The sequence below is a fragment of the Arthrobacter mobilis genome, from assembly GCF_012395835.1.
GTDB lineage: Bacteria > Actinomycetota > Actinomycetes > Actinomycetales > Micrococcaceae > Crystallibacter > Crystallibacter mobilis.
This window is the reverse complement of sequence record NZ_JAAZSQ010000012.1, coordinates 15,766-38,659: the sequence shown is the minus strand read 5'-3', so window position 1 is coordinate 38,659 and position 22,894 is coordinate 15,766. Positions and strand designations below refer to the sequence as shown.

The following is a 22,894-nucleotide window of genomic DNA, read 5'->3' as shown; positions in this document are numbered from 1 at the left end:
GGCCCGCCCGTACTGGGGCGGGCCGCTCCCGTATCAGATGCCGGTATTAGCTGACGGTGACGGCGATGCTGGACAGGCCGGTCAGGGCCGGACCGGCGCAGGTAGATTCGAAGGCCCCGTTGTCCACGTTCTGGGTGACAGGTTCGCAGGTGAATCCGTTGGCGGCCCCGTTGAGCTCAATGCTGGGGGTCTTGCCGCCGGTGGCGTCGGCGAAGGTCAGGGTGACCTTGTTGACGGCGGTCTTGGTGGCATCGGTGAAGCCGTACCCGACGGTGGACAGCGTGGCGCCGGTGACGGTCTGGGTGACGGTGCCGCCGATGAACTGGGTGGCGCCGGCGTTGTTGGTGACACCGGTGCCGGTGAAGGCCGAGCCGGCGGCGAAGGTCAGGCCGGCGACGGCGACAGCAGCAAGGAGCTTGGCAGAGTTGCGCATGGTGATTCTTTCGGTGACAGGCAGCCCGGCATAGCAAAGGGGGGGGCCGGGAGTATGGGGGTGTCCGGCGCGAGGCCGGGTGCCGTTTTCGGCGGAGTGAAGGGCTTGGTGCCGCGGAGCAGGGAGGCAGTTTTGCCTGCCTCCCTGCTCTCCGAACCGGAACCATGAATAGCGTAGCGTTAATTAAACGATCAATCAACTTGCTTGACAGTCAAGCTAATCGAGCAGCTACGTACCTTTCCGGAGTAAGCTGTTCCAGGGGGATTCAGACATTGAGCGCCCGCCTGATGGGCGTTAAGCAGAATCGAGATGACATGACCATGATGGCCGTTGCCAACGGGGGGCAGGGGAAAGAAGCTGACGTCCGCGACGTGACGCTGGCACTGCGCCGCCTGCTCCTGAAGGGGGAACGCTTTTCCACTGCGCAGGCGCGGAAGCTGCAGCTCGGTGCGAGCGACCTCGTGGCCTTGGGGTACCTGCACGAGGGCGGGCCGACCGCACCCCGCGACTTGGCGGCCATGATGGGCATTACCTCCGGATCCATCACGGCCATGCTGGACCGGGTCGAGCGCGCCGGCTTCCTGGTCCGGAACAACAACCCGGAGGACCGGCGGAGCATCCTGGTCAGCATCACCCCCGCAGGGCAGAACGCCATTGAATGGCTGTACGGGGAATTCGACGGCGCCCTGCGCCAGGCGTTGGTAGCCCTGCCCGGCCTCGCGCCCGATGAGCTTGAGGCGGCAATGGAAGTGATCGGTGCCGAACTGGACAACGCTTCCGGGGGACAGGGCCCGCTGCGTACACCGCAGCTGCCGGGGTGACGGGACTGCGTCTGCCTGCTGCCCCGCCCTGCCTGCGGACGAGGGCGACCGCCTCGCCTGCGGACCCAAGGGAGGTGCTACGGTCCTCGTTTCACGTGAAACGGAACCGCGGCCAGCGCGCTCGCCGTGGGGAAAATCCGCGGCCTGGCGGCAGGCAATCCTCTTCGATACCCGGCATTGGGTACAGGACAAAGCCTTTCTTCCGCTGATGACTTGAGGTGGGGACGGCTGAGGGACGGCCACCGGCGGGTGGCCGTCCCTCAGCTCCGGATTCAGCGTATTTAGATGAGGCGTGCGTCGCCGACTTCCGCCGCGGAAGCCGGGAGGCCGTTGTTTTCCAGGATTTCGACGAGCCGGCCGGTTTCGCGCATTTCGACGATGGTTTCGTCCAGGGCATCGCCGAACTGGTCGTTGCCGGGATTCATGAGCAGGCTGGTCTGGGACGGTTCGACGGTTGCCGGCACCCGGTCGTCCTTCTCCAGGACCTCGACCTTGAAGTCGGTTCCCTCTGCGGACCTGGCGGCGGCACCGTAGCCGTCGAGGCCAATGTCGATGCGTCCGGCCTTGACGTCCTGGGCGAGGTTCAGGGAATCAGGGTAGGTCCGGGTCTCGGTGCCCGGCAGGCTCTTGAGCGCATCGACCCAGAGGTAGCCTTCGACCGTGCCGAGCTTCTTGCCGAGCAGGCCGTCCACGGTGGAAACGCCGTCCTTGGAGATGACGCTGAGTTCGTCCAGGTAGACGGGTTCGCTGAGGCGGACGACCTCGCCGCGTGCGGCCGTGCGGTAAAAACCGCCGATGGCCACGTCCACGCGGCCCTGTTCGACGGCGGGGACGGCGGTGGCGTAGGTGTAGGGGGCGTATTCGACGGTGAGGCATTCCTGGGCGGCGAAGTCGGTGAGGATTTCGCTGTCGATGCCCGCCAGTTTGCCGTTCTCTTCGAAGGAGTAGGGCGGCGTGTTGGTCAAGGCGACCGTCAGCACACCTTCCTTGATCGTGGAGAACTCATGCTTGGGCTTGCAGTCGTCAGCGACCGCGTTGTTTGCGCCGTTGCCGCCTGAAGCACAGGCGGTCAGGCCGGTGAGGAGGGCCGCGCCGAGGGCCATGGCCTTGAAGTGCTTGTTCATGGTTTTCCTTTTCTCGGGTTGTTGGTACCTAGAGGTGCTGGGACATCTTTCGTTCGACGCGCCTAGTGAACCAGCCGGCCGGGATGGTGACGGCCAGGTACAGCAGCCCGGCCACGGTGAGGACTTCGAGGTAGCGGAAGTTGCTGGCGCCGATGGAGTACGCCTGGCTCAGCAGTTCCGGCAGCCCGATGGTGAAGGCCAGGCTGGACACCTGGAACATCAGGATGGAAAAGCCCAGGAGCGAAGGGATCGCAATCCGCATCCCCTGGGGGATGATGATGAACCGCAGGGAATCCCGCCGTGATATGCCCAGCGCTGACGAAGCCTCAAGTTCGCCCTGCGGGACGCTTTTCAAGCCGGCCCGGATGATTTCGCTGGTGTAGGCCGCGGTGGTGAGCGTCAGCGCGGTGGCAGCCGCGGCGAAGCCCTCGAGCATGATGCCGGTCTGGGGGAGTCCGAAATAGACGAACTGCAGCATGACCAAGGCCGGGGTTCCGCGTCCGATCTCGGTCACGACCGTGGACAGTATCCGCACCGGACGTTTCCGCGACAAGGCCAGCACGGCCAGGGCCAGACCTCCGGCGATACCCAGAACCAGGCTCACGCCCGTGACCTGGAGGCTGAGCCAGAGTCCGTCCAGGAGCCTGGGCATCCACTGGCCAACCATGTTCAGCATTTCCGTCATCGGCTGATCCTCACGTGCAGTTTGGCTTCGACGCTGCGTGCAGCCCAGGCCAGCGGGGTTCCCAGCAGGATGTAGATGGCCGCGGCGATCAGGAACGGCGTCAGCCCGTCAGCGCCTGACCGGGCACTCTGGTTGGCGATGAACATAATCTCCGCGACCCCGATGGTGGACACGATTGACGAGTCCTTGATCAGCGAGATGGCGTAGGTGGTCATGCCGGGCAGGGCTACCCGGAAGGCCTGGGGGGCGATGATCCGGCCCATCGTGTCCGCACCGGTCAGGCCAAGGGCCGAGGACGCCTCGTACTGGCCCTTGTGGACGGCGGAAAGGCCTCCGCGGTAGATCTCCGCCAGATGGCCCGCGGAGATCAGTCCCAGGCCGATGACCGCCGCGGTGAACGGGTTCATCCGCAGGAGCTGGTTGCCGATGCCGAAGAAGATAATGAACAGGAAAACCACCGGCGGGATGCCGCGCAGCACGTCGATCGTTGCCCTGCTGAGGGCACCCAGGGCGGAATGCCGTGACCGGACTCCGAGGGCGAGGAAAGCGGCCAGGACCATGCCGATCAGGAAACTGCAGGCGGTGACCCCGACCGTGACGGGTATTCCGTAGAGAAGTGCCAGCAGGATGCTCATCAGCGGTCCTTAACAGCCCGGAGGAAACGCTGGGTCCTCTCGGTCTGCGGGTCGGTGAGCACCTGGTCCGGGTCTCCCTGTTCCAGGATCTGTCCGTCGGCCATCACCACGATTCGGTCCGCGACGTCGGCGGCGAAGTGGATTTCATGGGTCACCACCATCATGGTGACGCCCGTTTCCGCCAAGTCGCGCATGACGGCCAGGACCTCGATCCCCAGCTCGGGATCCAGCGCGGAGGTCGGTTCGTCGAAGAGCAGGACCCGGGGGTCCATGGCCAGGGCCCGGGCGATTGCCACGCGCTGCTGCTGTCCGCCGGAAAGCTTGCCCGGGTAGGCGTCGGCCTTGTCGCCGAGTCCTACACGTTCGAGCAGCTCCCGGGCGCGTGCCTCCGCTTCGTCCCGGCTCCGCTTGAGCACCCTTTCCTGGGGAAGGGTGATGTTCCTCAGCACCGGCAGGTGCGGGAAGAGGTTGAAGGACTGGAACACCATGCCAACCTTCCTACGCAGCTGGGCGAGTTCCTTTGCGGCGATTTCGCGCTCCAGCGGCACGGACTGGCCGAAGACCCGCAATATGCCGGATTCGGGCCGTTCCAGCAGGTTGATGCACCGGAGCAGGCTGCTCTTTCCCGAGCCGCTGGGCCCGATCATGGCCATCACCTCGCCGGCCGCCAGTTCGAGGGAGACATCCTTGAGGGCGAGGTGGTTGCCGTAGCGCAGGCGGATGCCGTCGAGCTCCACGGCGGGGGTTGCTGTCTCCTGTTCGGGAGTCAGCGGGTTGCTCGTAGTCATGCAAGCTCCTTATATGAGCTGACGATTGCTTCCAGGATGTGGGCCGTGTCGGTGGTGTCCATGGGGGTTGAAAGGGCGATCAGGCCGTTGGTTCCGGCCAGGACGCCTTTTTCGTAGAGCTTCCACCACAGCCCGGTAGTCTGCGGGTGGTGCAGCCGGGTCAGGGACCCGAACCCTGTGGCGGTGACGCCGGCCTGGACCAGTCCCTGGCGCAGTTCGTCGCCCAGGGCGTTAAGCCGCTCGATGGCCGCGGCGTCGAAAAGTTCCATGGCCCGCTGCCCGGCCCGCAGTGTCACCGGGTTGGCGCTGAAGGTCCCGCCCCAGCCGACACGTCCGCTACCCAAGGGGTTGAAGGGCTCCAGCACCTCGGCCCGGCCGCCCAGGGCCCCGGCTGGGAATCCTCCGCCGATGATTTTCGCGGCCGTGACGAGGTCCGGTGTGATCCCGTAGCGCTGGTGCAGCCCTCCGATGCCCAGCCGCAGGGTGATGACCTCGTCGACGATCATGAGTGCGCCGTGCCGTTCGGTCTCGCTGCGCACCAGTTCCGCGAATTCCTGGGTGGCCGGGACCAGGCCTGCGCGGTTGGGCATGAGGTCGATCAGCACGGCGGCGACGTCGCTGCCCCGCCGGCGCATGAGTGCGGTGAAGGTCTCCGCGTCGGCTTGGGGAAGGACGGCCACGTCGGCGGCCAGGCCCCGGGGGATGCCGGGTGAATCCGAGGCGACGACGGCGTCGGAGGTGCCGTGGTAGCTGCCCTCGAAACGCACCAGCAGGTCCCGCCCAGTGTAGGCACGTGCGGCCCGGACCGCCATCATGACCGCCTCGGTACCGGAGTTGCAGAACCGCCAGGACGGCAGGCCGACCCGCTGGCTGAGCAGTTCGGCGAAGTCGATCTCGGCTTCGGTAGGCAGGCCAAACGCGGTGCCGCCGGTCATGACCGCCGCCGCGGCGGCCATGACCTCCGGATTGTTGTGCCCGTGGATCAGCGACGTGTAGTTGTTGTTGCAGTCGATGACCCGGTGGCCAGTGCTGTCGGTGACCCAGGCCCCGTCCCCGCTGACGGCGTAGGGCGGATGGGGTGCGACGAACAGGGTGCTGCGGGTGATCCCGCCGGGCAGGACCTTGACTGCCCGCTCGCGCAGTGGCGCGGTCAGGCTCAGGAGGTTGTCGGTGAAGCTCATGGGGCCACCACGATCGTGCGGTTCTGTTCGCGCATGAACCCGGGCAGATACCAGATGCCCAGCCCGCCCTTGCCCGCAGTGCCTGAGCGCTTCCAGCCACAGAAGGACTGGATACCCGGCCAGGCGCCGGTCGTTGCCCCGGCAGCCCGGTTCACGTACAGCACACCGGCCTCGATCTCGTCCAGGAACTGCTCGACTTCGCCGGGTTCGTTGGAGAAGACGCCCGCCGAGAGCCCGTAGTCGACCGCGTTGGCCTCTTCCAGTGCCTCATCGAAGGAGGAGACACGGATGATGCTCAGGAACGGGGCGAACAGTTCCTCCCGGGTCAGCCGGTGGCCGCGGGGGAGGTCCGAGACGACGATGGGACGGTAGTAATTGCCCGGCAGCGAGAACATCCGGCCGCCGGTGTGCACCGTGCCGTCCCGCCGGGCCAGCTCCAGGGCCTGGTCGATCCGGGTCGCGATGGCGTCATCGATGACCGGACCGAGGTTGCTCCGGGGATCGGCCGGGTCGCCCACCACGAGTCCGTCAGCCAACCGCACGATTTTGGCGATGAGCTCGTCCGCCACGGCGTCGTCGACGATGACCCGGCGGCACGCGCTGCATTTCTGTCCGGACAGCCCGAACGCCGAGCGGACGATGCCTGCTGCCGCGGCGTCGAGGTCGGCGCTGCGGGCCACGATCGCCGGGTTTTGTCCTCCCATCTCGGCCAGCACCGGGCGCTGGAGGCCGCGGGGTCCCTTCAGCTCGAAAAGCTGCCAGCCGACCTGCGCGGAGCCGGTGAACGCGATCCCGTCGACCTCGGACCCGGCCAGCCATTGACCGACCTGGGCGCCGCCGTGCACGACGTTGATCACGCCCTCGGGCAGGTGCGCTGCGAAGATGTCGGCGACGAACGCGGTGGAGCGGGGGGTCTTGTCGGAGGGCTTGAGGACCACGGTATTGCCAGTGACCAGCGCTCCCGTCGTCATGCCGACGGCCAGGGCGGCGGGGAAGTTGAACGGGGAAATCACGGCGAACACGCCGTAGGGGACCAGCAGGTCGTAGTTCTTCTCGGCCTCGGTGGACTTTTGCTGGAGCAGGTAGCCGTCGTTCTTTTCCATCAGGGTGCAGTAGTGCTCGATCATGTCCAGCACTTCCTGAGCCTCGCCGAAGGCCTCGAGCCGGTTCTTGCCGGTCTCGGCGGACAGGATGGCGGCCAGCTCCACCAGCCGGTCGCCGACGTCGGCAGCTACCTGGCGCAGCATGGCGTTGCGCTCGCCGTAGCTGGTCTTGGCCCAGCTCTTTTTCACGCCGCGGGCAGCCTCGACGGCCTGGAGGACCAGTTCCGGGGTGGCGGCGTAGGCCGCACCGACCAGCGAGTCTTCCCGGCACGGATCGAACCGCTTCACGACTTCGCCGGTGGAATGGCGCAGGCCGCCGACGAGGTTTTGCTCGGGTTTCGGTTCGGCGTCACGAACCAACCGGAGTGCGTTGTCATAGGCCGCCTCGAGGGCGGCATCGCCCAGCGAAGAGGATGCGTAATCGACCTTGGTCGCCATGTCCTTCTCTTTCCGTTGCTAACTGGTTGGTTACTTCGAAGCCGCCGCTGCGAACCGCGACAGGCTCCAGTCGGTGCCGGCAAATGTGATCGTCCGGCCGGAATCCACCAACTCGGCGGCAATGCGCGCCATGGCCGGTGCCAGCTGGATCCCCGAGCCGCCGGCCCCCATGACGTGCACTACGTCATTTGCTGCCGGATGGAAATCGACAATGGGTTTGTTGTCCGGGGAAATGGCGTACAGCCCGGTCCAGGTCCTCCCGAGGGAGATGCCTGCGGGCATCCGCAGCCGGGTGGGCAGCAGTTCCATCACGCGGTCGATGAACTCCTGCGGGGCGTGCCCAAGGGCGCGCTCGGGGTCCTGTGCCTCCAGGATGCTCTCGTCAGTGTGGATGCCGACGAAAATCTCGTTCGGGGTCTCTGACCGGAAGTAGATGCCGTCCATGCCCGAGCCTGGCACGTAGTCCATCACGAAGGGGACCAGTTGCTCGAACGCCTCCTCATGGTGGATCTTCACCTTCGGCCGCAGCTGGTTGTTCTGCGGCATGTCCGCTCCGAAGACTGCCGCCACGCGCTGGGCCCAGGGCCCGGCTGCGTTGACCACAACGTCGGCCTCCAACACACCGGCGCCGGTCTCCAGCGACCAGCCCCCGCCCGGGCGCCGCTGCGCGCCGGAGAGCTTGACCCCGTTCATCAGCAGCACGCCCTCGGACACCAGCACCGCCGCAGCGCGCAGGCAGAATTCGTAGCTGTCCACATGGCCGTCGGAGGGACCGAACACCCCTCCGGCCCGGCCGTCCATGTTCAGCCTCGGCCACCGGGCGCTGATCTCCTCGGCGTCCAGGACCACCGGGTCGGTGATCCCGAACTCACGCTGGATGTCCACGCTCTGCTGGAAAACCTTCAGGTCCTCCTCGGTCGCGCCCAGACGCAGGTAGCCGGAGCGGGTCAAGGTGATGCCGTATCGGCGGGCGAAGTCCTCGAAGTACCGCAGCCCGAAATCCCGCACGTGGATTCCGGACCGATCCAGGTACTGGGTCTCGACAACACCAGCGGATTTGCTTGAGGAACCGAATCCCGGCCCGAACTGGTCGATCACCGTAATGTCCGAATAGCCCAGGCGGACAAGCTCCAGGGTGGTGGTCAGGCCGGCGATGCCGGCTCCAATAACGACAATCTTGCGGGGCATGTCCTGTCTCTTCCTTCTTCTGCTCGTGCCTGAGGCCAACGATGAAATACAATAGCTATATCCGATAGGACTGTAGGTTACACGAGTGTAAACGCATTCAGTGACCTGTGTCACCTGCCGCTGTCGGTAGCATGAAGTGTTGATAGGAAGCCTTGGAACCTGGAGGAGCATGGAGCAGGATTCGTTGCAGACGCTTGCCCGCCGGGTTCTTTTCGCCCCGCTGGACGAGATCAGCCGCACGGAGACCGTGATCGACCGGCTCAGAAGCGCCATTACCCTTGGCGTCCTTGCCGACGGCGAGCAGCTGCCCAGCGAAGTGGACCTGGCCAAGCAGTTCAACGTCTCGCCGGTGACCTTGCGTGATGCCCTGAAAGTCCTGCGGGGCGAGGGGCTGGTCCGGACCACCCGCGGCAGGCAGGGCGGAAGCTTTGTCTCCGATATCGGGGAATCAACCCAGCGGCACCTCGAGGAGATGCTTTTGGAGCTGCCGCCTCTGGAAATACGCGACCTCACCGACTGGCAGTGCGCCATCTCGTCGCGCGCCGCCGCCCTCGCGGCAGAACGCTCGTCGAAGCACAGCGTCCAGGTCCTCACCCACCTGGTCGACAAACTGGCCGAGGCCGATACCCCGAGGGCCTTTCGCCGTGCGGAGTCCAGGTTCTTCATTGAACTGGCCGCAGCGTCGCAGTCGACCCGCCTCAGCAAGGCCGCCATCCGGCTGCAGGTACAGTTCGCGCCCATCAAGACGCTGGCCTACCGCAGTGAGTCCGTCCGGGCCCAGGCACAGGAACATCTTCGGCGCATCGCCCGGTCCGTTTCCGCCGGCGACGGCCTTGACGCCCATATCGATGCCGTCCAGATCCATACCCTGGTCGGTGAAGAACTGCTGAAAATACGCCGCATTCTCGATATCCAGCGTGCAGAGGCAGAAGATGAACCCAGGTAGCCGCACGGAAAACATCACGCCCGCCGCCGTCGTTGCCGTCGTCGAGACGTGCGCCTCCGGGATCTTCGACCTGCTCCGCGGAGCGTCCGAGGAATTTGTCCGTGAACTGCAGACCCGTCCCGCGCCGCGGGTTGCCGAGGCCATCCACCAGCTGGAACTGGCATGCCGGGGCCGGCTGGCGGGCCCGGGTCCGCTCACCGGAATGGGCTTCGTCGGCGCCCCCGAGCAGGACCTATCCGAGGCCCTCCGGCTGATCTGGTGGATCAAGCAGGGCAAGGAAATCCGCGTGAAGAAGCACGTCCTGAACCCGGCGTCGGACTCCTACTACGACTACAACACCTCCGAATGGTTCGGCACCACCCGGGCCACCGGACGGCCCTTCATCAGTGCCCCCTACGTGGATTCCTGGGGAACCGACCAACTGACGATCACCGCCGCCGTCCCGCTGGCGGTGCACGGAGTCTTCATCGGCGTCGTGGCAGCCGACCTTGACCCGGCGCTTTACCTCAAGCCCATCGAAAAGCTCCTGCTCCGCAGCGAGAACCTTACCTTGGTCGATGCCGAGGACCGGGTCATTCTCTCCTCGAACCCGGTCCTCACCTCCGGCGTCTCCTTGGAACGCTACCTTCAGCGCACCGGCATCGAACCGCTGCGGCGGGAGACCAGCAGTTCGACGAACTGGCAGGCCGTTGAACTGCCCTGACCTTTCCCTGCCGGCGCCTTGCCAAGGTCCTCCCCATTACAGCGGCAACGGTATGCCGCTGGAACCGCTCAACGGCGGGCTGTGCGTTGTCCGTACCGGGCCATGACCGCTTTGGCTGCCCCCAGGAGCACCAGGCCTGCGAGGGCCCTCCGCCGGGCCGTTCGGCTTTTGCCGTGCCACCCTCCGTCCGCCGCAGCATTCCTCCCGTCGGCGGAGGGCCGGTGGAGGTTGCCGGCGGAGGCAGTCGCGGGTTCCGTCCGGGACAGGTGTGTCTTGTCCACCTGTACCGCCATGACCGCTTCCATCATTCCGGGGGTAAGCCTGTGCTGCGCGGCCATCATGCGGCCCATCGGGCCGACGCCGGTTTCCCGCCTGGGCGCCGTGGCGAGCCGCACGATCCTGCGGGCCACCCTCTCGGGCGAATAGACCGGAGGCATGGCCACGGCTTTGCGGCCGGTGTAGTTGCCGGCCTGCTGGAAGAACGGTGTGTCGATGGTGGCCGGCAGCACGGTAGAGACCTTGATTCCGTCCACGCCGTTAAGCTGCAGTTCCGAGCGCAGGCTGACGCCCAGGGCCCGGATGGCTGCCTTCGACATGGAATAGGCCGAGGTGTAGGGCTGGGCAATCTCCCCGACGATGGACGAGACGTTCACGACGACGCCGGATCCTTGCCGCTGCATCTGCGCCAGGGCGGCGCGGCACCCGTGCACGTAACCCATGACGTTCACGTCGATGACCCGGCGGAAGTCTTCAAGCGGAACGTCGAGGAAGGGGGAGAAGAACGTTACCGCGGCGTTATTCACCCAAACGTCGATCCGGCCGAAATGCTCCACTGCACGCCCGGCCAGTCTTTGCACGGCCTCGGCGTCGGCAACATCCGTTGGAACGGCCAGTGCTTCGGCTCCCTCGGCTTCACACTGGGCAACCAGTGTCTCCAGCGCCCTGGCGCGGCGGGCAGCCAGAACCACTTTGGCCCCCTTGCGGGCGAAACGAAGGGCCGTGGCGCAGCCTATGCCGCTTGAGGCGCCGGTGATGACGACAACGGAGTTCCTCACACGCACTGCGGTTCCTCCCATACGGGGCCGGTGTGCCGGTCGCGGGTTCAGGATGTTTCCCCGTGCCCGGGCGGTTCCCAGCCGAGCCATTCCACCGCTTCCCGGGCACTTTCCCACGTCACGGTGTGCCCGCCGTCGAACTCCCGGTAGGTGACGTCGTAACCGTCCCGGCGGAGGGCGGGGACGATCTTTCTGCTGGTCGAATCGATGGGAAGCACGGAATCGTTATTGCCGTGGGAGACGAAGATGGCCGGCTTGCCCACGCGCGGGGCCGGCGGGATGAATCCGGGGGAGAAGGCGACGATGTGGCGGAATAGGCCGCCGTTGGCCAGCCCCAGGCCGAGGGCATAGGAAGCGCCGTCGGAGAAGCCGGCGATGCCGACCTGTCCGGGGTGCACGGGGATGGTGCGGAAGACCCGGTCCAGGGCCCGGTTGATGACGGCGACGTCCGGCCCGTAGCCGTGGCGGATGGCATCCCAGGTCGACTGGCGGGACGCCGGCGCCAGGAGGGCCAGGCCGTATTTGTCCGCCAGTGGGGCCAGCAGCGACACGCCTGCGGCGGCGTCACCACCGGCACCGTGGAGGATGACGAGCAGTCCGGCCGGATCTGCCGAGTGCAGTGCGGGCGGAAGGTAGAGGAGCGAATCACGCACCTGTTCCAGTCCCAGCAGGTGCTTGCCCGGACCGGGCAGCGAGCGGGGCGGATGCGATCCCGGCGGACGGGCCACCAGCGAAGCGGGACTCCTGCTCTCGTCCATATTTCCCTCCTTGGCCGCACAGCCTGCCGACAGTGCCAGCTGCGCGGCCGCGGTCAGAAAGCGGCGGCGAGTCAGCACGGCATTATCCTTCCCCCCTCCTTCGCTGCGCGCAACAGGGGAGGGACGGCCGGCCCTGCGCAATCCCTGACCGGCATCGGCGGGAGTGCCGGCCCGGCCGGGAATACCCGGCCGGAGGCGGACGGAAGGCCCGCGGGAAAGCGGCATCCGGCCGGGCTGCTTGTGCCCGTCGCCCTGCACCGCATAGCGTGTGCAGTGGACGGTAGGAACGGGGCACCATTCAGGGGCCCGCGAAGCCGCCCGGTATGAAAGAGCAGGCCATGGCAACAGGCACGGTTAAGTGGTTCAACGCCGAAAAGGGCTTCGGCTTCATCGCCCCCGACGACGGCGGTCCGGACGTTTTTGCCCACTTCTCCGCGATCACCGGCGGCGGCTACCGTTCCCTCGAGGACGGCCAGAAGGTCGAGTTCGAGATCACCCAGGGCCAGAAGGGCCCGCAGGCGGAAAACATCCGCCCGCTGTAGCAGCGGCGCCGCGCGCCGTCCCGCAGGCGGTCCTGTGCGGGACGGCGGAACGTGGAAAATAAGTCGCCGTGCCTCCGGTCTCCCGGAGGTCCGCATCTTTTCCTGCCGCATGCCATCAGCTAGCGTGGTCATAAGTCAGGCAGCCGGCTTGCCCATTGTCTTCCGGTGGGAACGATGGAGGCAGGGCGTGTTGCCTGCCCTGTCCCGCTTCGTTCACCGGGTTTGACGCATTCAAGCAGGAAGCTGCTTCCCGATGGACACGACACGATGCGGCAGTGTACCCGAGCCTGCCGGGACTGCGGCCCGGCGCCCGCTGGTGCGCGACAACCCTGCAGCCCGGCGTTTTGAGATCTACGTGGGGCAGCATCCGGCTGGATATTTGCGGTACTGCATCAAAGACGATGAAATCTGGCTCCTGGAGACAGTCGTCAGCCGCCGGTACTGCGTGGACAACCTCGTCCCATACCTGGTCTGCTGGGCTCTGGATGACGCACGGCAGCGCCGGCTCGATGTCAGGGTAGTGAGCCCTGCTGTCCGCACCTTCATCGCAATCCATGACGTCCTGGAGCGGGACGGGCGCTAAGGGACGGGAACCACCGGCTGGACGCCGGAAGCGGCCATGACCGTGCAGCACCCAGAGATTGCCCCCGGTCTGTCCCTGCCCTAAGCTGAACTAGGTTCAGCAGCGGGCCGCTCCACCCTTGCACGCCGTTTTGGAGCAGGCTTTGGCCCACAAACTGTACATGCTTTGCCAAGCACTCATTTCCCCGATCCGGCCCACCGGTCCAATTCTGGCTGGCCTCGCCGTCCGCAGGCACGGAACACGGATCCAGCACATTGATCCTTCCGCGTTCTCCCTCCTGCGTGAGGGCGACCTCCTGCGGCTCACCGACAAGGCATACCGGATGCTCGACACGGCGCATCCCGCTCCCGGAATGCTGGAGCGGTACTACGCCCTTCGCCACGAACTCGACTCCCGGCATCCGGCAGCCCGGTGAGGCGCCGGCCGCCAGGGCTTTTCCGGACGCGGTGAGCCGGCACAAGCCGGCTGGCGCGAATCTTTCCATACCTGCGTTTCGGGCATAGGCTCGATCTTTAAGACGGCGGTTGCCATGTACATTGGCGGGCCTGCCCGCGGGGGCTGCAGAACCTTCCCCTGTTCCTTGGTGCCGCCGCCCGGAATGGTTCCAAGTTAGGTGGTCCGGCAATGGTCAACGAAGAAAAGATCGCGGAGGCGCCCCTGGCGGGGATTCTGCAGGACATGGTCCTGGAGAGCACCGACGCAGAGCAGTTTCTGGCCGACCTGTCCAGACTTGCGGCCGGCATGCTGTCCACGTCCGACGTTGAGGTGTATTGCGGCGTGAGCCTGCTGCGCCCGCGGAAGAAAGGCACGGTAGCCAGCAGCAGCGAACGTGCCCGCCAGCTGGACGAAATCCAGTACGGATACGACGACGGTCCGTGCCTGCGCGCAGCCCGGGAGGAAACCGTGTTCCAGGTGGAAGATGTCCTGCGCGACGGGCGTTTTCCCGGCTTCGAGCAGGCGGTGGCAGAACAAGGCGTGCGGTCGATCCTGTCTGTTCCCATTCCCCTGGATGGGCCCGCGAAGTCCGCGTTGAACCTGTACGCGATGCAGCCGGGCGCCTTTGACGGCTCCTCCAGGGATCGCGCGGAACTTTTGGCACGTGAAGCATCAAAATCGCTGCGTCTGGCCGTCAGGATCGCGCATCTGTCCGACAGCAATGCTGATCTTAAGGCGGCGATCCAGTCCCGGACGACCATTGACCTGGCCACGGGCATCATCATGGGACAGAACCGGTGCAGCCAGGACGCCGCGTTCAAGATCCTCAAATTGGCCTCGAACGCCCGGAACATCAAGCTTTACGATGTCGCCGCCGCGGTGGTGCGGTCGGCCTCCGAAGAACCTGTCGAAACTCACTTCGACGACTGACAGCCACGGGCCGCCGTCCGTCCGGCACGAGGACGTCCTCCAGAAGTGCTGCAGGCCTACCCGGCCAACGTGGTTGGCTGCCGTACGGGGACGGCGACAAATAGCACTTCGCGGAGTCCGCGGGAGTCCTCGCATTTGATGGTCAGGCTCCGGATACCGTCGGGGGCCGAGGGTTCGAAGTACTGCAGGTGGCGCGCACCAAGGTTCGCCGATCCCTTCCGGGTATAGACGGTGCCCCAGTGGTCCTCAACCACAATGCCCGGCGGCGTGGACCCGGCTCCGGCGGGGCGCAGCTGCATGTTCACAACCAGCCCCATGGTCCAGATTTCCACAGCGAGGATGCTGAACTCGCAACCGTCCGTGCTGTGCCGGCCGAAGGTGCGCGGCACCAGGACATGCTGGAGGTTTCCGGCAAGCGTGAGATCGCCCATGGCTCTTCCCCTGTCAATGGAAGAAGATGATCCAAGGCGCCGCTGCTTGATGCCTGGTTCAACTATGAAACAGCAACCAAGGGTGTATGGAAAGCCCCAGCTGCATCGGGGAGGACATTTTTTGCGGTGCCGGCCGTCGGAACTCTGGCCGATAACAGCCTCCGCGGGTTGGGCCGGGAGCGTCCTCGACGACGATCCCGGCCCAACCTCGGTGCCGGCGGCGCAGTGGCTCCAACATTCCTGCACCGCCGGGCGCTTGATATGGCGTAATTGTACGCAGTAGTTGCCGAGTCAAACAGGGGTGGCCGTAGATCGCATCGGCAAAAGCGATGAAACACGGCCCGGCACCTGCCGCATGGCCCTTGAAAGAAAACAGGGCCGGGTGCGGCATCCCCCAACACCGCACCCGGTCCCTGCTGCACAGGAGCTGGTTCCCGGCCACACCCCCACATGTTCTCCAGGAGCTCCTGTTTTCTACGGCTTCGGCCCGCCCCGTTGCCTGTGATAAATCGTATGATTCCACCGGATCCGAGTCGACGAAATTTTTCCCAAAGGTTCGCGCCACCCGCGGGCCTAGGCAGCCGCACCGTCGGTCCGGCGTAGGGTGTTTTGGTGACTTTCGGACTTCTTGTGGTGGTGCTTGCGGCGGTCTTCATCGGGGCGGTCGCGCAGCGGATCGCGGGCCTGGGTTTTGCGCTGCTGATCTCCCCGTTCCTGGTGGTCATCCTCGGAGCGCATGGCGGAGTGCTGATGGTCAATGTGTGCGGACTGGTGTCCTCGCTGCTGGTCCTGTTCCGGGTCCGGCGCGACGTGGACTGGAAGATGTACGGCTGGCTCGCGGTCCCGGCGGTTTTCGGCAGTGTCCCTGCGTCCTTCGCCGCCGTCTACCTTCCGTCGGCCCCGCTTGCGGTGACCGTGGGTGCCGTGGTCCTGGCGGCGCTGACGGTGTCGTTGCTGCTGCAGCGCACCTCCGTGGTGGTCACGGGCAATGCGTCCAGGGCGCTGGCCGGGTTCGCCTCGGGGGTGACCAACGCCGTCGCCGGCGTGGGCGGTCCTGCGGTGAGCGTCTACGCCTTGCTGTCCCGCTGGCCGCAGCGCCCGTTTGCCGCCACCCTCCAGCCGTTCTTCGCGACCATCGCCGTCGTGACCCTGACGACCAAACTGGCCCTGGACCCCGGCCGGATGCCGCCGTTCCATGCCGCTGCCTGGGTGCTGATCGCCGCGATGATCGTGGCCGGCATCTACGCCGGGGAGAAGCTGCAGCGGTTCATCCGCGATGAACATGCCCGGTTCGCCGTCATCGTGATCGCCTTCCTGGGCGCGGCCGCGGCGCTGGTCAAGGGCGAACGGAAGCGCCCGGGGCCCCGCCCGAGCGGGCGAGGGGTATGGCCGGGGCCGCCGCACGCGGTGCGTGCGGTGGCCCCGGCCGGCGTCGTTTCCTAGCTGGTGAGGGAGAGGATGAGCCGGAGGGAGGTCGCGAGGATCGCGACCAGCCCGATGGCGCCGAAGAGGTTGTGCCACCAGCGGTTGCGCAGCTCTCCCATAAGGTCCCGCCGGTTGCTCATGATCATCAGCAGGATGCCGAGGATCGGGGCGACGAGCACGGTCAGGGACTGGGCGATGATGATCAGGCCGACGGGCGAGCTCTGGAAGAGGACGGTGATGGTGACGCCGAAGGCCAGGAGGATGGCCATGACGGCCTTGGCGGTGGGCGAGCCGGAGTGGGCGCCCTTGCCGAGTGCGTCCGAGAGCATGGTTCCGCCAGCGGTGGCGTTGGCGATCATGGAGGAGAATGCGGCGCCCGAGAGGCCGAGGGCGAACAGGAACGCTCCGACCGGGCCGGCGAGGGGTTCGAAGATGGCGGCCAGGGCGTTGATCGTGGTGGCTTCCTCGCCGGTGCGTCCGAGGACGGCGGCGGCAACAACGATCACTAGGGCGGTCATGATCCCGGGGGCGACGATGCCCGGCACGGTGTCCACGATGGTGACGTCGCGGTATTCGGCGGCGGTGCGGCGGCGTTCCTTGGTGCCGTAGGCGTTGTAGAAGGCGGCATTGATGGAGAAGTTCGTGCCGACGAGGGCGACGATGAGGATTTCGCTGCCGGCCGGGATCTGGGGCATGAGTCCTTCGAGGGACCGGACCCAGTCGGGGCGGGCGATGAAGGCGCTGGAGACAAAGCCGATGGCCATCAGGGCGACGATCGCGATGAGGATCTTTTCGACGATGGCGTAGACGTTCCTGAACAGGAGGATGAATCCGACGGCGAGCGTGCACAGGATGGTCCAGAGGACCGGGGAGCCGCCGAAGATCATGGACAGGCCCAGGCCGGAGCCGACGGCGTTGCCGACGGAGAACATGAGGGTGATGGCGAAGACGCCGAAGCCGGTGATGTATCCGACCGGCCGGCCCAAGTGTTCCTTGATCGAGCTGATCAGGGAGACCGGGGTGGCGATGCCCAGGCGCACGCTCATGTCGGTGAAGAAGATCATCAGGATCGTCGAGACGGCGATGACCCAGACGAGGGTGTAGGAATAGGTGCTTCCGGCCTGGACGGCGGAGGCCAGGTTGCCCGGCCCGAACTGCCAGGCGCCGACGACGAACGCCGGGCCGATCAGCGCCAGGCGTGCCCAGAACGAGCGGCGTGCTGCGGTCCGGGGCATGCTTTCCTCCCGGTCGGCTATGGAGTTCGGGTGGCCGGCAGCGGCCGGGGCGGGGCGTGGGGGCGAGCTGATGGGGGACTTCTTGCTCTCGCTCATAGCGAGACCTCCTTCGGAAACGCGGCTCCTTTGCCGCCGGGCCGTCGATGACCGCTGGTGAAGAGTTCGTGGATTCGTTCCATGATGAATGCAAGTGTGCAGATAGCACAGGGGGTGGCGGTCCGTCCCATGGTCCGCCACCCCCTCGGTGTTGCTAGGCGCGGGCCGTGACGCTGCTCAGTCCGGCCGAGGCCAGGGCATCGGCGATCTCCTGGTGCGCGCCTTCGGCCAGGGGCAGCAGCGGGGAGCGGACCGTGGCGTGGTGCAGGATGCCGCGGGCGACCAGGCCCTCCTTGAGGGCGACGGTGCCTTCCATGTGCGAGCCGCGGTGGTAGACGGTCTTGGTGACCGGCAGCAGGCGGTCGTGGATCTCCCGGGCCGCGCGGTAGTCGCGCGCCTTGCCGGCCTTGATGAGTTCGACCAGCGGCTCGGGGGCCAGTCCGCCGTAGCCGACCAGGGCGCCGTCGACGTCGAACATGGTGTGCAGCAGGTACTCGTCGTGGCAGGTGAGGATCTGCAGGTCCGGGTAGGTTTCACGCAGCACCGGGATCTCGGTGTCCCAGCGGCGCATGTTCCGCACGCCGTTCTTGGTGGCGAAGACGCCTTCCTGGCCGGCGATCTCGAGCTGGGTCTGCAGGTCGTAGCTGGCCTTGGTGGCGTCCGGGTACTGGAACAGGATCAGCGGCAGTCCGCTGGTCTCGTAGATTTCCCGGTACCGGGCCTGCGGGGCGCCGGGCTGGAAGCCGAAGCGCAGCCAGCCGTGCGAGGGGTAGACCAGGCCGGCCGAGGCGCCGGCGTCGACCGCGCGCCGGGCTTCGAGTGCCGCGACCTTGCTGCCCTCGCCGGTGATGCCGGCGATGATCGGAATGCGGGATTCGACCGCCTCGCGGAAGGCGCTGATGACGGCGGTCTGCTCGTCCGCGGTCAGGAACGTCCCCTCGCCGGCGTGGCCCAGGACCACCAGACCCTTGACCCCGTCGACGGAGGCGAGCCAGCCGCCGAGCCGGGCGATGGCGTCGAAGTCGACGGAGCCGTCCTCGGTGAACGGGGTAACGGGGGCGGGAACGAGGCCGCGGAGGTCGAGTGTCATGTCTCTCTTCTCTCTGTGCTGGGTGGCGACTGCTGTTCTGCAATCGTTGTCGGGAACGTTTTCAATAGTGTGTGATGTACGGCACACTGTCAATAGGTGAATGCGGGCCCGCGCACGATGGCCGCGTTCGGGCGGCATCTAGACTGGGTACAGAACCGGCGGAAGGACGGCAGGCATGAGTTCCACAGAGGCCCGGCGGCAGGTGACGCTGCGCGATGTTGCCGAGGCGACCGGCGTGAGCATTTCCACGGTCAGCCGCATCCTCGACGCCCGCAGCACCGCGTCACGGTCGGCGACCGCCCTGAAGGTGCGCCAGATCGCCGAGGAGCTGGGCTACCGCCGGAACGTGTCGGCCGCGGGACTGCGCAAGGGCTCCACCGGCACGATAGGGGTCCTCGTGCCGCGGCTGAGCGACACCGTCATGGCCCTGATGTTCGAGGCCTTGGAGCGCGCCGCCCGCGCTCGCGGCCACTTTGCCGTCGTCGCGACCAGCGGGGATGATCCGGCCGATGAGCGCCGGGCCGCCGAAACCCTGCTGGACCGCAACGTCGACGGACTGATCCTGGCCTCAGCCCGGCTTGACGACACCCTGCCCGCGTCCCTGCGCGAACGGAAGGTGCCCCACGCGCTGGTGCTCCGCACCGACGGGACCAGCCCGTCGGCGCTGGGCGACGACGAGACCGGGGGCTACCTCGCCGTCCGGCACCTGATCGACCTCGGGCACCGGGAGATCGCAGTGGTGACCGGTCCCGACTTCGCCTCGACGGCCCGGGACCGGCTCGCCGGTGCCCGGCGAGCCCTGGCCGAGGCCGGGCTGGACCTGCCCGCCGACCGCGTCATCGGCCGGGGCTACCGGATCGAAAACGGTGTCGAGGCCGGCGCATACCTGTTCGACCCCAAACGCCCGGCCAGGCCGAGTGCGGTCTTCGCCGCCAACGACAACCTCGCCCTCGGCATCATCGCCGCGGCCCAGCGTGCCGGCCTGTCCATCGGTGCGGACGTGGCGCTGGTTGGATACAACGACATCCCGCTGGCCGAACTCCTCCCGGTCCCGCTGACCTCGGTCCGGGTGCCCTTTGATCAGATCGCCGAATCGGCCCTGCGCATGCTGCTCGAACCCGACCACGCGGGCGGCCTGGTCTCCCGGGCCCTGCCGACGCTGATACCCCGGGCCTCCAGCGGTCCTCCCCGCCGCTAGTTCCGTCCGGCTTACCGGGGCTTGATGCGTGCGTCCGTGGCGGCGAGCCAGCCGGAGAGTATGTGGTTGAAGCGTTCCGGCTGGGCGAGCGGCATCCCGTGCCTGACGCCGGGGTGGACCTGGAGGGAGCTGCCCGGCAGGTGGGCGTGCAGGCCGGCCATGGCCCGCAGCAGACCCCGTTCTTCCTTCCCTCCGGCCACCAGGAGCACCGGGCGGCCGGAGGAGAGCACGTTGTGCGGCACACGGAAGGAGAAGTTGGCCCGCATCAGGTTCGAGAGCGTCCGGTGCGCGATCTTCCTCTACAGCGCGTAATAATCTTCGAACCGCTCCGCGGGGATGAGCAGTTGTCTGGCCTGGGCCCGCGTGAACAGCCTGCTGCCGGACAAGGGCGCGGCGGCAGCTGCCAGCGCGGCCAGGACCGGCGCGCCGCGCCGCGGCTCCAGGAGGGAACTGACGACGACCGGGCGGTCCACCTTCTCCGGATAGGCCGCGGCCAGCTGGATGGCCGTCTGTCCGCCGAGGGAGAAGCCGACGACGGTGACCCGGCCCCCGGCTTCCTGCAGGGCGGTTTGGCCGGCAACCGAGTGTGCCGCCGCCGCATGCGTGGTGAATTCCTCCGGCCGCCGCGGGTCATGGCCCGGGAGAACGGGTGTGTGGACCCGGTGCTCCCCGGAGAAGAAGGCCGCCTGGTCCGCCCACATCCAGGGCCCGACGCCGCCGCCATGAATGAAGATAAGGGTGGACCGGTGAATAGGGCCCATGGGTTGGGTATTCCGGTTTTTCCGCGGTCGGCTCAGCCGTTGCCGCAGCAGGAACAGCTGCCGTTCCCCGGCTCGGCCTGGAAGGTTGGCGCGCAGCAGCTTTCGCCGCGCCCGGCCTCCAGCCCTTCCTTCACGGCCACCGCGGCGATCACCAGGGCGGCCACCGGGTCGGCCCAGGACCAGCCCAGTGCGGCATTCAGCAGCAGGCCGGCGAGCAGGACGGCGGAGAGGTAGGTGCACAGCAGGGTCTGCTTCGAATCGGCCACGGCCGAGCGCGAGCCGAGTTCGCGGCCGGCCCGCCGCTGGGCCCAGGACAACAGCGGCATGATCAGCAGGCTGGCGGCGGCCAGCACGATGCCGGTGGGGGAGTGGTCCGCTTCCCGCCCGCCAAGCAGGGACCGCAGCGCGTCAAAGGTGACGAACGCTGCCAGGGCGAAGAAGGAGCAGGCGATGAAACGCAGCGCCCGCTTTTCCCGGGCCTCCGGATCCGGGCCGGCGAACTGCCAGGCGACCGCCGCGGCGGAGGAAACCTCAATGACCGAGTCCAGTCCGAAGCCGACGAGGGCGCTGGAGGAGGCCAGTGTTCCGGCCGTCAGGGCAGCCACCGCCTCGATGACGTTGTACGTGATCGTTGCCGCCACCAGGAACCTGATCCGGCGCGACAGGACGGCACGGCGTGCCGGCGACGGTGCAACGGGGGCATTGGCGGCGGATGCCGGCATCAGCAGCACCCCGTCCCGGCGCTCCCGCGGCAGCCGGCCGGGCCGACCGCCAGCACCACGCCCAGCAGGTCCGCCAGGGCATGGCCCAGCCGCGGATCGGCCAGCTCGTACCGTGAGCGCCGGCCTTCGGGCACCGAGACGACCAGGCCGCAGCCGCGCAGGCAGGCCAGATGGTTGGACAGGCTCTGCCGGCTGACCCCGATCAGATCCGCCAGCTCGCTCGGATACGCCGGCGCCTCCCGCAGGGCCAGCAGGATCCTGGCCCGGGTCGGGTCCGACAAGGCATGGCCGAACCGGGACAGGACCGACGAGTGCGTCAAGGTTTCCACGGCCCCAACGGTACATCAATTTATGTATTCAGGGCAGGATGTACTTGAGCCGGGCTCCTGCGTCTTCCGGCAGTGGCGTTCCTGCTACAGGGACGCGTACAGCCGCCCGGTGGAGGTCAGCTTGCCGTTGGTGTGGTAGAGGGCCGAGGAGCCCATGATGGGGTCGAAGGCGGAGCGGGTCTTCCAGGCGAAGCGCTCGACGAAGGGCATGGCCCGCATGCCGGCGACCGTGGCGCGCATGAAGTCTTCGGTCTCGGCGCGGCTGTACCGGCTCGGATTCGACCTGGTGGCGGACCAGTCCGCAACGGCGTATTCGGTCACCCAGACGGGCTTGCCGTAGCGTTCGTAGAGTTCGGTGACTTTGCCGAGGAAGCTGTCCACGTTCGGCCACGCGTAGCAGTGCATGGTCATGAAGTCCACGCGTAGCCCCTTCTTTTTCGCCTTGGCCATGAAGTCCTTCAGCCACGGGCTGGCCACGTTCACCGTCGCCGGGGAGCCCAGCCGCAGGCCGGTCTTCTGCAGCTGCGGCCAGAGCCGGATGGCCTGATCGACGGACATGTTGGCCTGGGCGCGGTGGTCGGGCTCGTTGAATCCGAGCAGGTGCCGGGTTTTGGTCTCGGGCAGTTCACGCATCACGTAGCCGATCGCGTCCCGTTCCAGCAGCCGTTTGGCGTCCTTGACCATGGGGATGAAGGGCGGGTTCGTGGTGACGGTGTAGGAGGCCCCCCAGGTGTAGTACCAGTCCACCTTCAGGTTCCGGATCTGCTTCAGCGCCAGCGCGTCCTTGCCCCCGTGGCCGATGCCCTTCAGCGCCCGGGTGGCGGCCTGGGCCGGGGCGGCACCGGCGGCTGCCAAGGCTCCCGGCGCTGCCATGGCAGCCAGCGGCACGGTTAGGAATTGACGGCGGTCCATAGGTTCCTTTCCAGGGGGAAGCGGGCTGGTCGGGTTGTCCGGCCCCGAGGTTAAGCCACCCGGCACGGCCTCCCAATCCGAAGCAGCATAATCGTTTATCCAGACGATGACCAGACCGGCTGTGCGGAACGGGAGGGATTAGCCGCCAGCCGCCCCACCGCCTGCTTCGCCCGCCGCACCCAGGCCGAAGGCGGTGTCGTTGGGTGCCCGGCTCCGCCGGCCCGGCCGGTGGAACGGCAGCGGCCGATCCCTAGGACTGCGCCATTGGGACAAGCGGTGGATGGACTGCCGGTCAGCCTTCGCAGTCGCGGCAGTACTTCTGGCCGTCCTTCTCCCGGGCCACCTGC

At 67.0% G+C, this 22,894-nt stretch carries 26 protein-coding genes; 8 read left to right on the top strand and 18 right to left on the bottom strand.

Annotation, left to right across the window (positions count from 1 at the left end; genetic code table 11):
- Positions 1-46 precede the first annotated feature (46 nt).
- A complete protein-coding gene (locus HGG74_RS12920) occupies positions 47-433 on the bottom strand; it encodes a hypothetical protein (protein ID WP_168486941.1) in 387 nt (128 codons plus the stop codon).
- Between the two features lie 314 nt (positions 434-747).
- Here HGG74_RS12920 and HGG74_RS12915 point away from each other — a divergent pair, with 314 nt between their 5' ends.
- Entirely contained in the window at positions 748-1,254 is a 507-nt protein-coding gene (locus tag HGG74_RS12915; protein WP_168486939.1) for a MarR family winged helix-turn-helix transcriptional regulator, read from the top strand.
- Positions 1,255-1,535: 281 nt separating this feature from the next.
- Here the strand turns inward: HGG74_RS12915 and HGG74_RS12910 are convergent, their stop codons facing one another.
- The 7 genes from HGG74_RS12910 to HGG74_RS12880 are packed head-to-tail and all read right to left on the bottom strand — an operon-like array spanning position 1,536 to position 8,396.
- Positions 1,536-2,378 carry a substrate-binding periplasmic protein gene (locus HGG74_RS12910; RefSeq protein WP_168486938.1) on the bottom strand — a complete coding sequence of 281 codons (843 nt, stop codon included), beginning with the start codon at positions 2,376-2,378 and terminating at the stop codon, positions 1,536-1,538.
- 28 nt (positions 2,379-2,406) lie between these two features.
- Entirely contained in the window at positions 2,407-3,063 is a 657-nt protein-coding gene (locus HGG74_RS12905) for an amino acid ABC transporter permease (protein ID WP_168486936.1), read from the bottom strand.
- Complete coding sequence (locus HGG74_RS12900; protein ID WP_168486934.1) at positions 3,060-3,698, bottom strand: amino acid ABC transporter permease; 639 nt, start codon at positions 3,696-3,698, stop codon at positions 3,060-3,062. Before HGG74_RS12900 ends, HGG74_RS12905 begins: the two co-directional genes overlap by 4 nt.
- Positions 3,698-4,486 carry an amino acid ABC transporter ATP-binding protein gene (locus HGG74_RS12895; RefSeq protein ID WP_168486932.1) on the bottom strand — a complete coding sequence of 263 codons (789 nt, stop codon included), beginning with the start codon at positions 4,484-4,486 and terminating at the stop codon, positions 3,698-3,700. Before HGG74_RS12895 ends, HGG74_RS12900 begins: the two co-directional genes overlap by 1 nt.
- Positions 4,483-5,667: an aspartate aminotransferase family protein gene (locus HGG74_RS12890; protein ID WP_168486930.1), complete on the bottom strand. Its 1,185-nt coding sequence runs from the start codon at positions 5,665-5,667 to the stop codon at positions 4,483-4,485. Before HGG74_RS12890 ends, HGG74_RS12895 begins: the two co-directional genes overlap by 4 nt.
- A complete protein-coding gene (locus HGG74_RS12885) occupies positions 5,664-7,208 on the bottom strand; it encodes an aldehyde dehydrogenase family protein (RefSeq protein WP_168486929.1) in 1,545 nt (514 codons plus the stop codon). Before HGG74_RS12885 ends, HGG74_RS12890 begins: the two co-directional genes overlap by 4 nt.
- Before the next feature lie 30 nt (positions 7,209-7,238).
- Positions 7,239-8,396 carry an NAD(P)/FAD-dependent oxidoreductase gene (locus tag HGG74_RS12880; protein ID WP_168486927.1) on the bottom strand — a complete coding sequence of 386 codons (1,158 nt, stop codon included), beginning with the start codon at positions 8,394-8,396 and terminating at the stop codon, positions 7,239-7,241.
- A 169-nt stretch (positions 8,397-8,565) separates the two neighbouring features.
- Between HGG74_RS12880 and HGG74_RS12875 the strand changes: the two genes are divergently transcribed.
- Both HGG74_RS12875 and HGG74_RS12870 read left to right on the top strand, forming a co-directional pair.
- Positions 8,566-9,342, top strand: coding sequence for a FadR/GntR family transcriptional regulator (locus tag HGG74_RS12875; protein WP_168486925.1), 777 nt, complete (start codon positions 8,566-8,568; stop codon positions 9,340-9,342).
- Positions 9,329-10,045 (top strand): cache domain-containing protein, encoded by a 717-nt coding sequence (locus HGG74_RS12870; RefSeq protein ID WP_168486923.1) that lies wholly within the window; start codon positions 9,329-9,331, stop codon positions 10,043-10,045. The genes HGG74_RS12875 and HGG74_RS12870 overlap by 14 nt, the downstream gene beginning before the upstream one ends.
- A gap of 68 nt (positions 10,046-10,113) precedes the next feature.
- Here HGG74_RS12870 and HGG74_RS12865 read toward each other — a convergent pair whose 3' ends face one another.
- Entirely contained in the window at positions 10,114-11,100 is a 987-nt protein-coding gene (locus tag HGG74_RS12865; protein ID WP_312856837.1) for an SDR family oxidoreductase, read from the bottom strand.
- Positions 11,101-11,147: 47 nt separating this feature from the next.
- The gene (locus HGG74_RS12860) at positions 11,148-11,858 is read right to left on the bottom strand and encodes an alpha/beta hydrolase (RefSeq protein ID WP_205761847.1); all 711 of its coding nucleotides are present in this window, start codon (positions 11,856-11,858) and stop codon (positions 11,148-11,150) included.
- A 338-nt stretch (positions 11,859-12,196) separates the two neighbouring features.
- Between HGG74_RS12860 and HGG74_RS12855 the strand changes: the two genes are divergently transcribed.
- The 3 genes from HGG74_RS12855 (at position 12,197) to HGG74_RS12845 (ending at position 14,348) form a co-directional block, all read left to right on the top strand.
- The gene (locus tag HGG74_RS12855) at positions 12,197-12,400 is read left to right on the top strand and encodes a cold-shock protein (RefSeq protein ID WP_168486918.1); all 204 of its coding nucleotides are present in this window, start codon (positions 12,197-12,199) and stop codon (positions 12,398-12,400) included.
- 253 nt (positions 12,401-12,653) lie between these two features.
- Positions 12,654-12,983, top strand: coding sequence for a GNAT family N-acetyltransferase (locus HGG74_RS12850; RefSeq protein ID WP_168486916.1), 330 nt, complete (start codon positions 12,654-12,656; stop codon positions 12,981-12,983).
- Between the two features lie 624 nt (positions 12,984-13,607).
- Complete coding sequence (locus HGG74_RS12845) at positions 13,608-14,348, top strand: GAF and ANTAR domain-containing protein (protein ID WP_168486914.1); 741 nt, start codon at positions 13,608-13,610, stop codon at positions 14,346-14,348.
- A 56-nt stretch (positions 14,349-14,404) separates the two neighbouring features.
- Here the strand turns inward: HGG74_RS12845 and HGG74_RS12840 are convergent, their stop codons facing one another.
- Positions 14,405-14,779 (bottom strand): hypothetical protein, encoded by a 375-nt coding sequence (locus HGG74_RS12840; RefSeq protein WP_168486912.1) that lies wholly within the window; start codon positions 14,777-14,779, stop codon positions 14,405-14,407.
- A 612-nt stretch (positions 14,780-15,391) separates the two neighbouring features.
- Between HGG74_RS12840 and HGG74_RS12835 the strand changes: the two genes are divergently transcribed.
- Positions 15,392-16,222: a sulfite exporter TauE/SafE family protein gene (locus HGG74_RS12835; RefSeq protein ID WP_168486910.1), complete on the top strand. Its 831-nt coding sequence runs from the start codon at positions 15,392-15,394 to the stop codon at positions 16,220-16,222.
- Here the strand turns inward: HGG74_RS12835 and HGG74_RS12830 are convergent.
- On the bottom strand, positions 16,219-17,535 hold the full coding sequence (locus HGG74_RS12830) for an Nramp family divalent metal transporter (protein WP_205761843.1): 1,317 nt from the start codon (positions 17,533-17,535) through the stop codon (positions 16,219-16,221). The genes HGG74_RS12835 and HGG74_RS12830 overlap by 4 nt on opposite strands.
- Positions 17,536-17,689: 154 nt before the next feature.
- Entirely contained in the window at positions 17,690-18,625 is a 936-nt protein-coding gene (locus HGG74_RS12825; RefSeq protein ID WP_168486908.1) for a dihydrodipicolinate synthase family protein, read from the bottom strand.
- 175 nt (positions 18,626-18,800) lie between these two features.
- Here HGG74_RS12825 and HGG74_RS12820 point away from each other — a divergent pair, with 175 nt between their 5' ends.
- The gene (locus HGG74_RS12820) at positions 18,801-19,823 is read left to right on the top strand and encodes a LacI family DNA-binding transcriptional regulator (protein WP_168486906.1); all 1,023 of its coding nucleotides are present in this window, start codon (positions 18,801-18,803) and stop codon (positions 19,821-19,823) included.
- An 11-nt stretch (positions 19,824-19,834) separates the two neighbouring features.
- Here the strand turns inward: HGG74_RS12820 and HGG74_RS12815 are convergent, their stop codons facing one another.
- The 5 genes from HGG74_RS12815 to HGG74_RS12795 all read right to left on the bottom strand — a co-directional run bounded on the left by HGG74_RS12815 (position 19,835) and on the right by HGG74_RS12795 (position 22,547).
- Complete coding sequence (locus HGG74_RS12815) at positions 19,835-20,089, bottom strand: alpha/beta fold hydrolase (RefSeq protein ID WP_168486904.1); 255 nt, start codon at positions 20,087-20,089, stop codon at positions 19,835-19,837.
- Between the two features lie 33 nt (positions 20,090-20,122).
- Positions 20,123-20,584 carry an alpha/beta fold hydrolase gene (locus HGG74_RS12810; RefSeq protein ID WP_168486902.1) on the bottom strand — a complete coding sequence of 154 codons (462 nt, stop codon included), beginning with the start codon at positions 20,582-20,584 and terminating at the stop codon, positions 20,123-20,125.
- A 32-nt stretch (positions 20,585-20,616) separates the two neighbouring features.
- Positions 20,617-21,306, bottom strand: a complete 690-nt coding sequence (locus HGG74_RS12805; protein ID WP_168486900.1) for a cation efflux transmembrane domain-containing protein — start codon at positions 21,304-21,306, stop codon at positions 20,617-20,619.
- On the bottom strand, positions 21,306-21,635 hold the full coding sequence (locus HGG74_RS12800; protein ID WP_168486898.1) for an ArsR/SmtB family transcription factor: 330 nt from the start codon (positions 21,633-21,635) through the stop codon (positions 21,306-21,308). The genes HGG74_RS12805 and HGG74_RS12800 overlap by 1 nt, the downstream gene beginning before the upstream one ends.
- An 84-nt stretch (positions 21,636-21,719) precedes the next feature.
- Positions 21,720-22,547 (bottom strand): glycosyl hydrolase, encoded by an 828-nt coding sequence (locus HGG74_RS12795; protein ID WP_168486897.1) that lies wholly within the window; start codon positions 22,545-22,547, stop codon positions 21,720-21,722.
- Between the last annotated feature and the right edge of the window lie 347 nt (positions 22,548-22,894).

Bases quoted from the DNA above. Each gene is read 5' to 3' on its own strand.
- HGG74_RS12900 (WP_168486934.1), bottom strand. From the start codon at position 3,698: ATGAGCATCCTGCTGGCACTTCTCTACGGAATACCCGTCACGGTCGGG.
- HGG74_RS12885 (WP_168486929.1), bottom strand. From the start codon at position 7,208: ATGGCGACCAAGGTCGATTACGCATCCTCTTCGCTGGGCGATGCCGCC.
- HGG74_RS12915 (WP_168486939.1), top strand. From the start codon at position 748: ATGACCATGATGGCCGTTGCCAACGGGGGGCAGGGGAAAGAAGCTGAC.
- HGG74_RS12850 (WP_168486916.1), top strand. From the start codon at position 12,654: ATGGACACGACACGATGCGGCAGTGTACCCGAGCCTGCCGGGACTGCG.
- HGG74_RS12875 (WP_168486925.1), top strand. From the start codon at position 8,566: ATGGAGCAGGATTCGTTGCAGACGCTTGCCCGCCGGGTTCTTTTCGCC.
- HGG74_RS12870 (WP_168486923.1), top strand. From the start codon at position 9,329: ATGAACCCAGGTAGCCGCACGGAAAACATCACGCCCGCCGCCGTCGTT.
- HGG74_RS12855 (WP_168486918.1), top strand. From the start codon at position 12,197: ATGGCAACAGGCACGGTTAAGTGGTTCAACGCCGAAAAGGGCTTCGGC.
- HGG74_RS12920 (WP_168486941.1), bottom strand. From the start codon at position 433: ATGCGCAACTCTGCCAAGCTCCTTGCTGCTGTCGCCGTCGCCGGCCTG.
- HGG74_RS12810 (WP_168486902.1), bottom strand. From the start codon at position 20,584: ATGGGCCCTATTCACCGGTCCACCCTTATCTTCATTCATGGCGGCGGC.
- HGG74_RS12820 (WP_168486906.1), top strand. From the start codon at position 18,801: ATGAGTTCCACAGAGGCCCGGCGGCAGGTGACGCTGCGCGATGTTGCC.
- HGG74_RS12815 (WP_168486904.1), bottom strand. From the start codon at position 20,089: ATGCGGGCCAACTTCTCCTTCCGTGTGCCGCACAACGTGCTCTCCTCC.
- HGG74_RS12795 (WP_168486897.1), bottom strand. From the start codon at position 22,547: ATGGACCGCCGTCAATTCCTAACCGTGCCGCTGGCTGCCATGGCAGCG.
- HGG74_RS12880 (WP_168486927.1), bottom strand. From the start codon at position 8,396: ATGCCCCGCAAGATTGTCGTTATTGGAGCCGGCATCGCCGGCCTGACC.
- HGG74_RS12830 (WP_205761843.1), bottom strand. From the start codon at position 17,535: ATGAGCGAGAGCAAGAAGTCCCCCATCAGCTCGCCCCCACGCCCCGCC.
- HGG74_RS12905 (WP_168486936.1), bottom strand. From the start codon at position 3,063: ATGACGGAAATGCTGAACATGGTTGGCCAGTGGATGCCCAGGCTCCTG.
- HGG74_RS12895 (WP_168486932.1), bottom strand. From the start codon at position 4,486: ATGACTACGAGCAACCCGCTGACTCCCGAACAGGAGACAGCAACCCCC.
- HGG74_RS12840 (WP_168486912.1), bottom strand. From the start codon at position 14,779: ATGGGCGATCTCACGCTTGCCGGAAACCTCCAGCATGTCCTGGTGCCG.
- HGG74_RS12890 (WP_168486930.1), bottom strand. From the start codon at position 5,667: ATGAGCTTCACCGACAACCTCCTGAGCCTGACCGCGCCACTGCGCGAG.
- HGG74_RS12845 (WP_168486914.1), top strand. From the start codon at position 13,608: ATGGTCAACGAAGAAAAGATCGCGGAGGCGCCCCTGGCGGGGATTCTG.
- HGG74_RS12860 (WP_205761847.1), bottom strand. From the start codon at position 11,858: ATGGACGAGAGCAGGAGTCCCGCTTCGCTGGTGGCCCGTCCGCCGGGA.
- HGG74_RS12805 (WP_168486900.1), bottom strand. From the start codon at position 21,306: ATGCCGGCATCCGCCGCCAATGCCCCCGTTGCACCGTCGCCGGCACGC.
- HGG74_RS12910 (WP_168486938.1), bottom strand. From the start codon at position 2,378: ATGAACAAGCACTTCAAGGCCATGGCCCTCGGCGCGGCCCTCCTCACC.
- HGG74_RS12825 (WP_168486908.1), bottom strand. From the start codon at position 18,625: ATGACACTCGACCTCCGCGGCCTCGTTCCCGCCCCCGTTACCCCGTTC.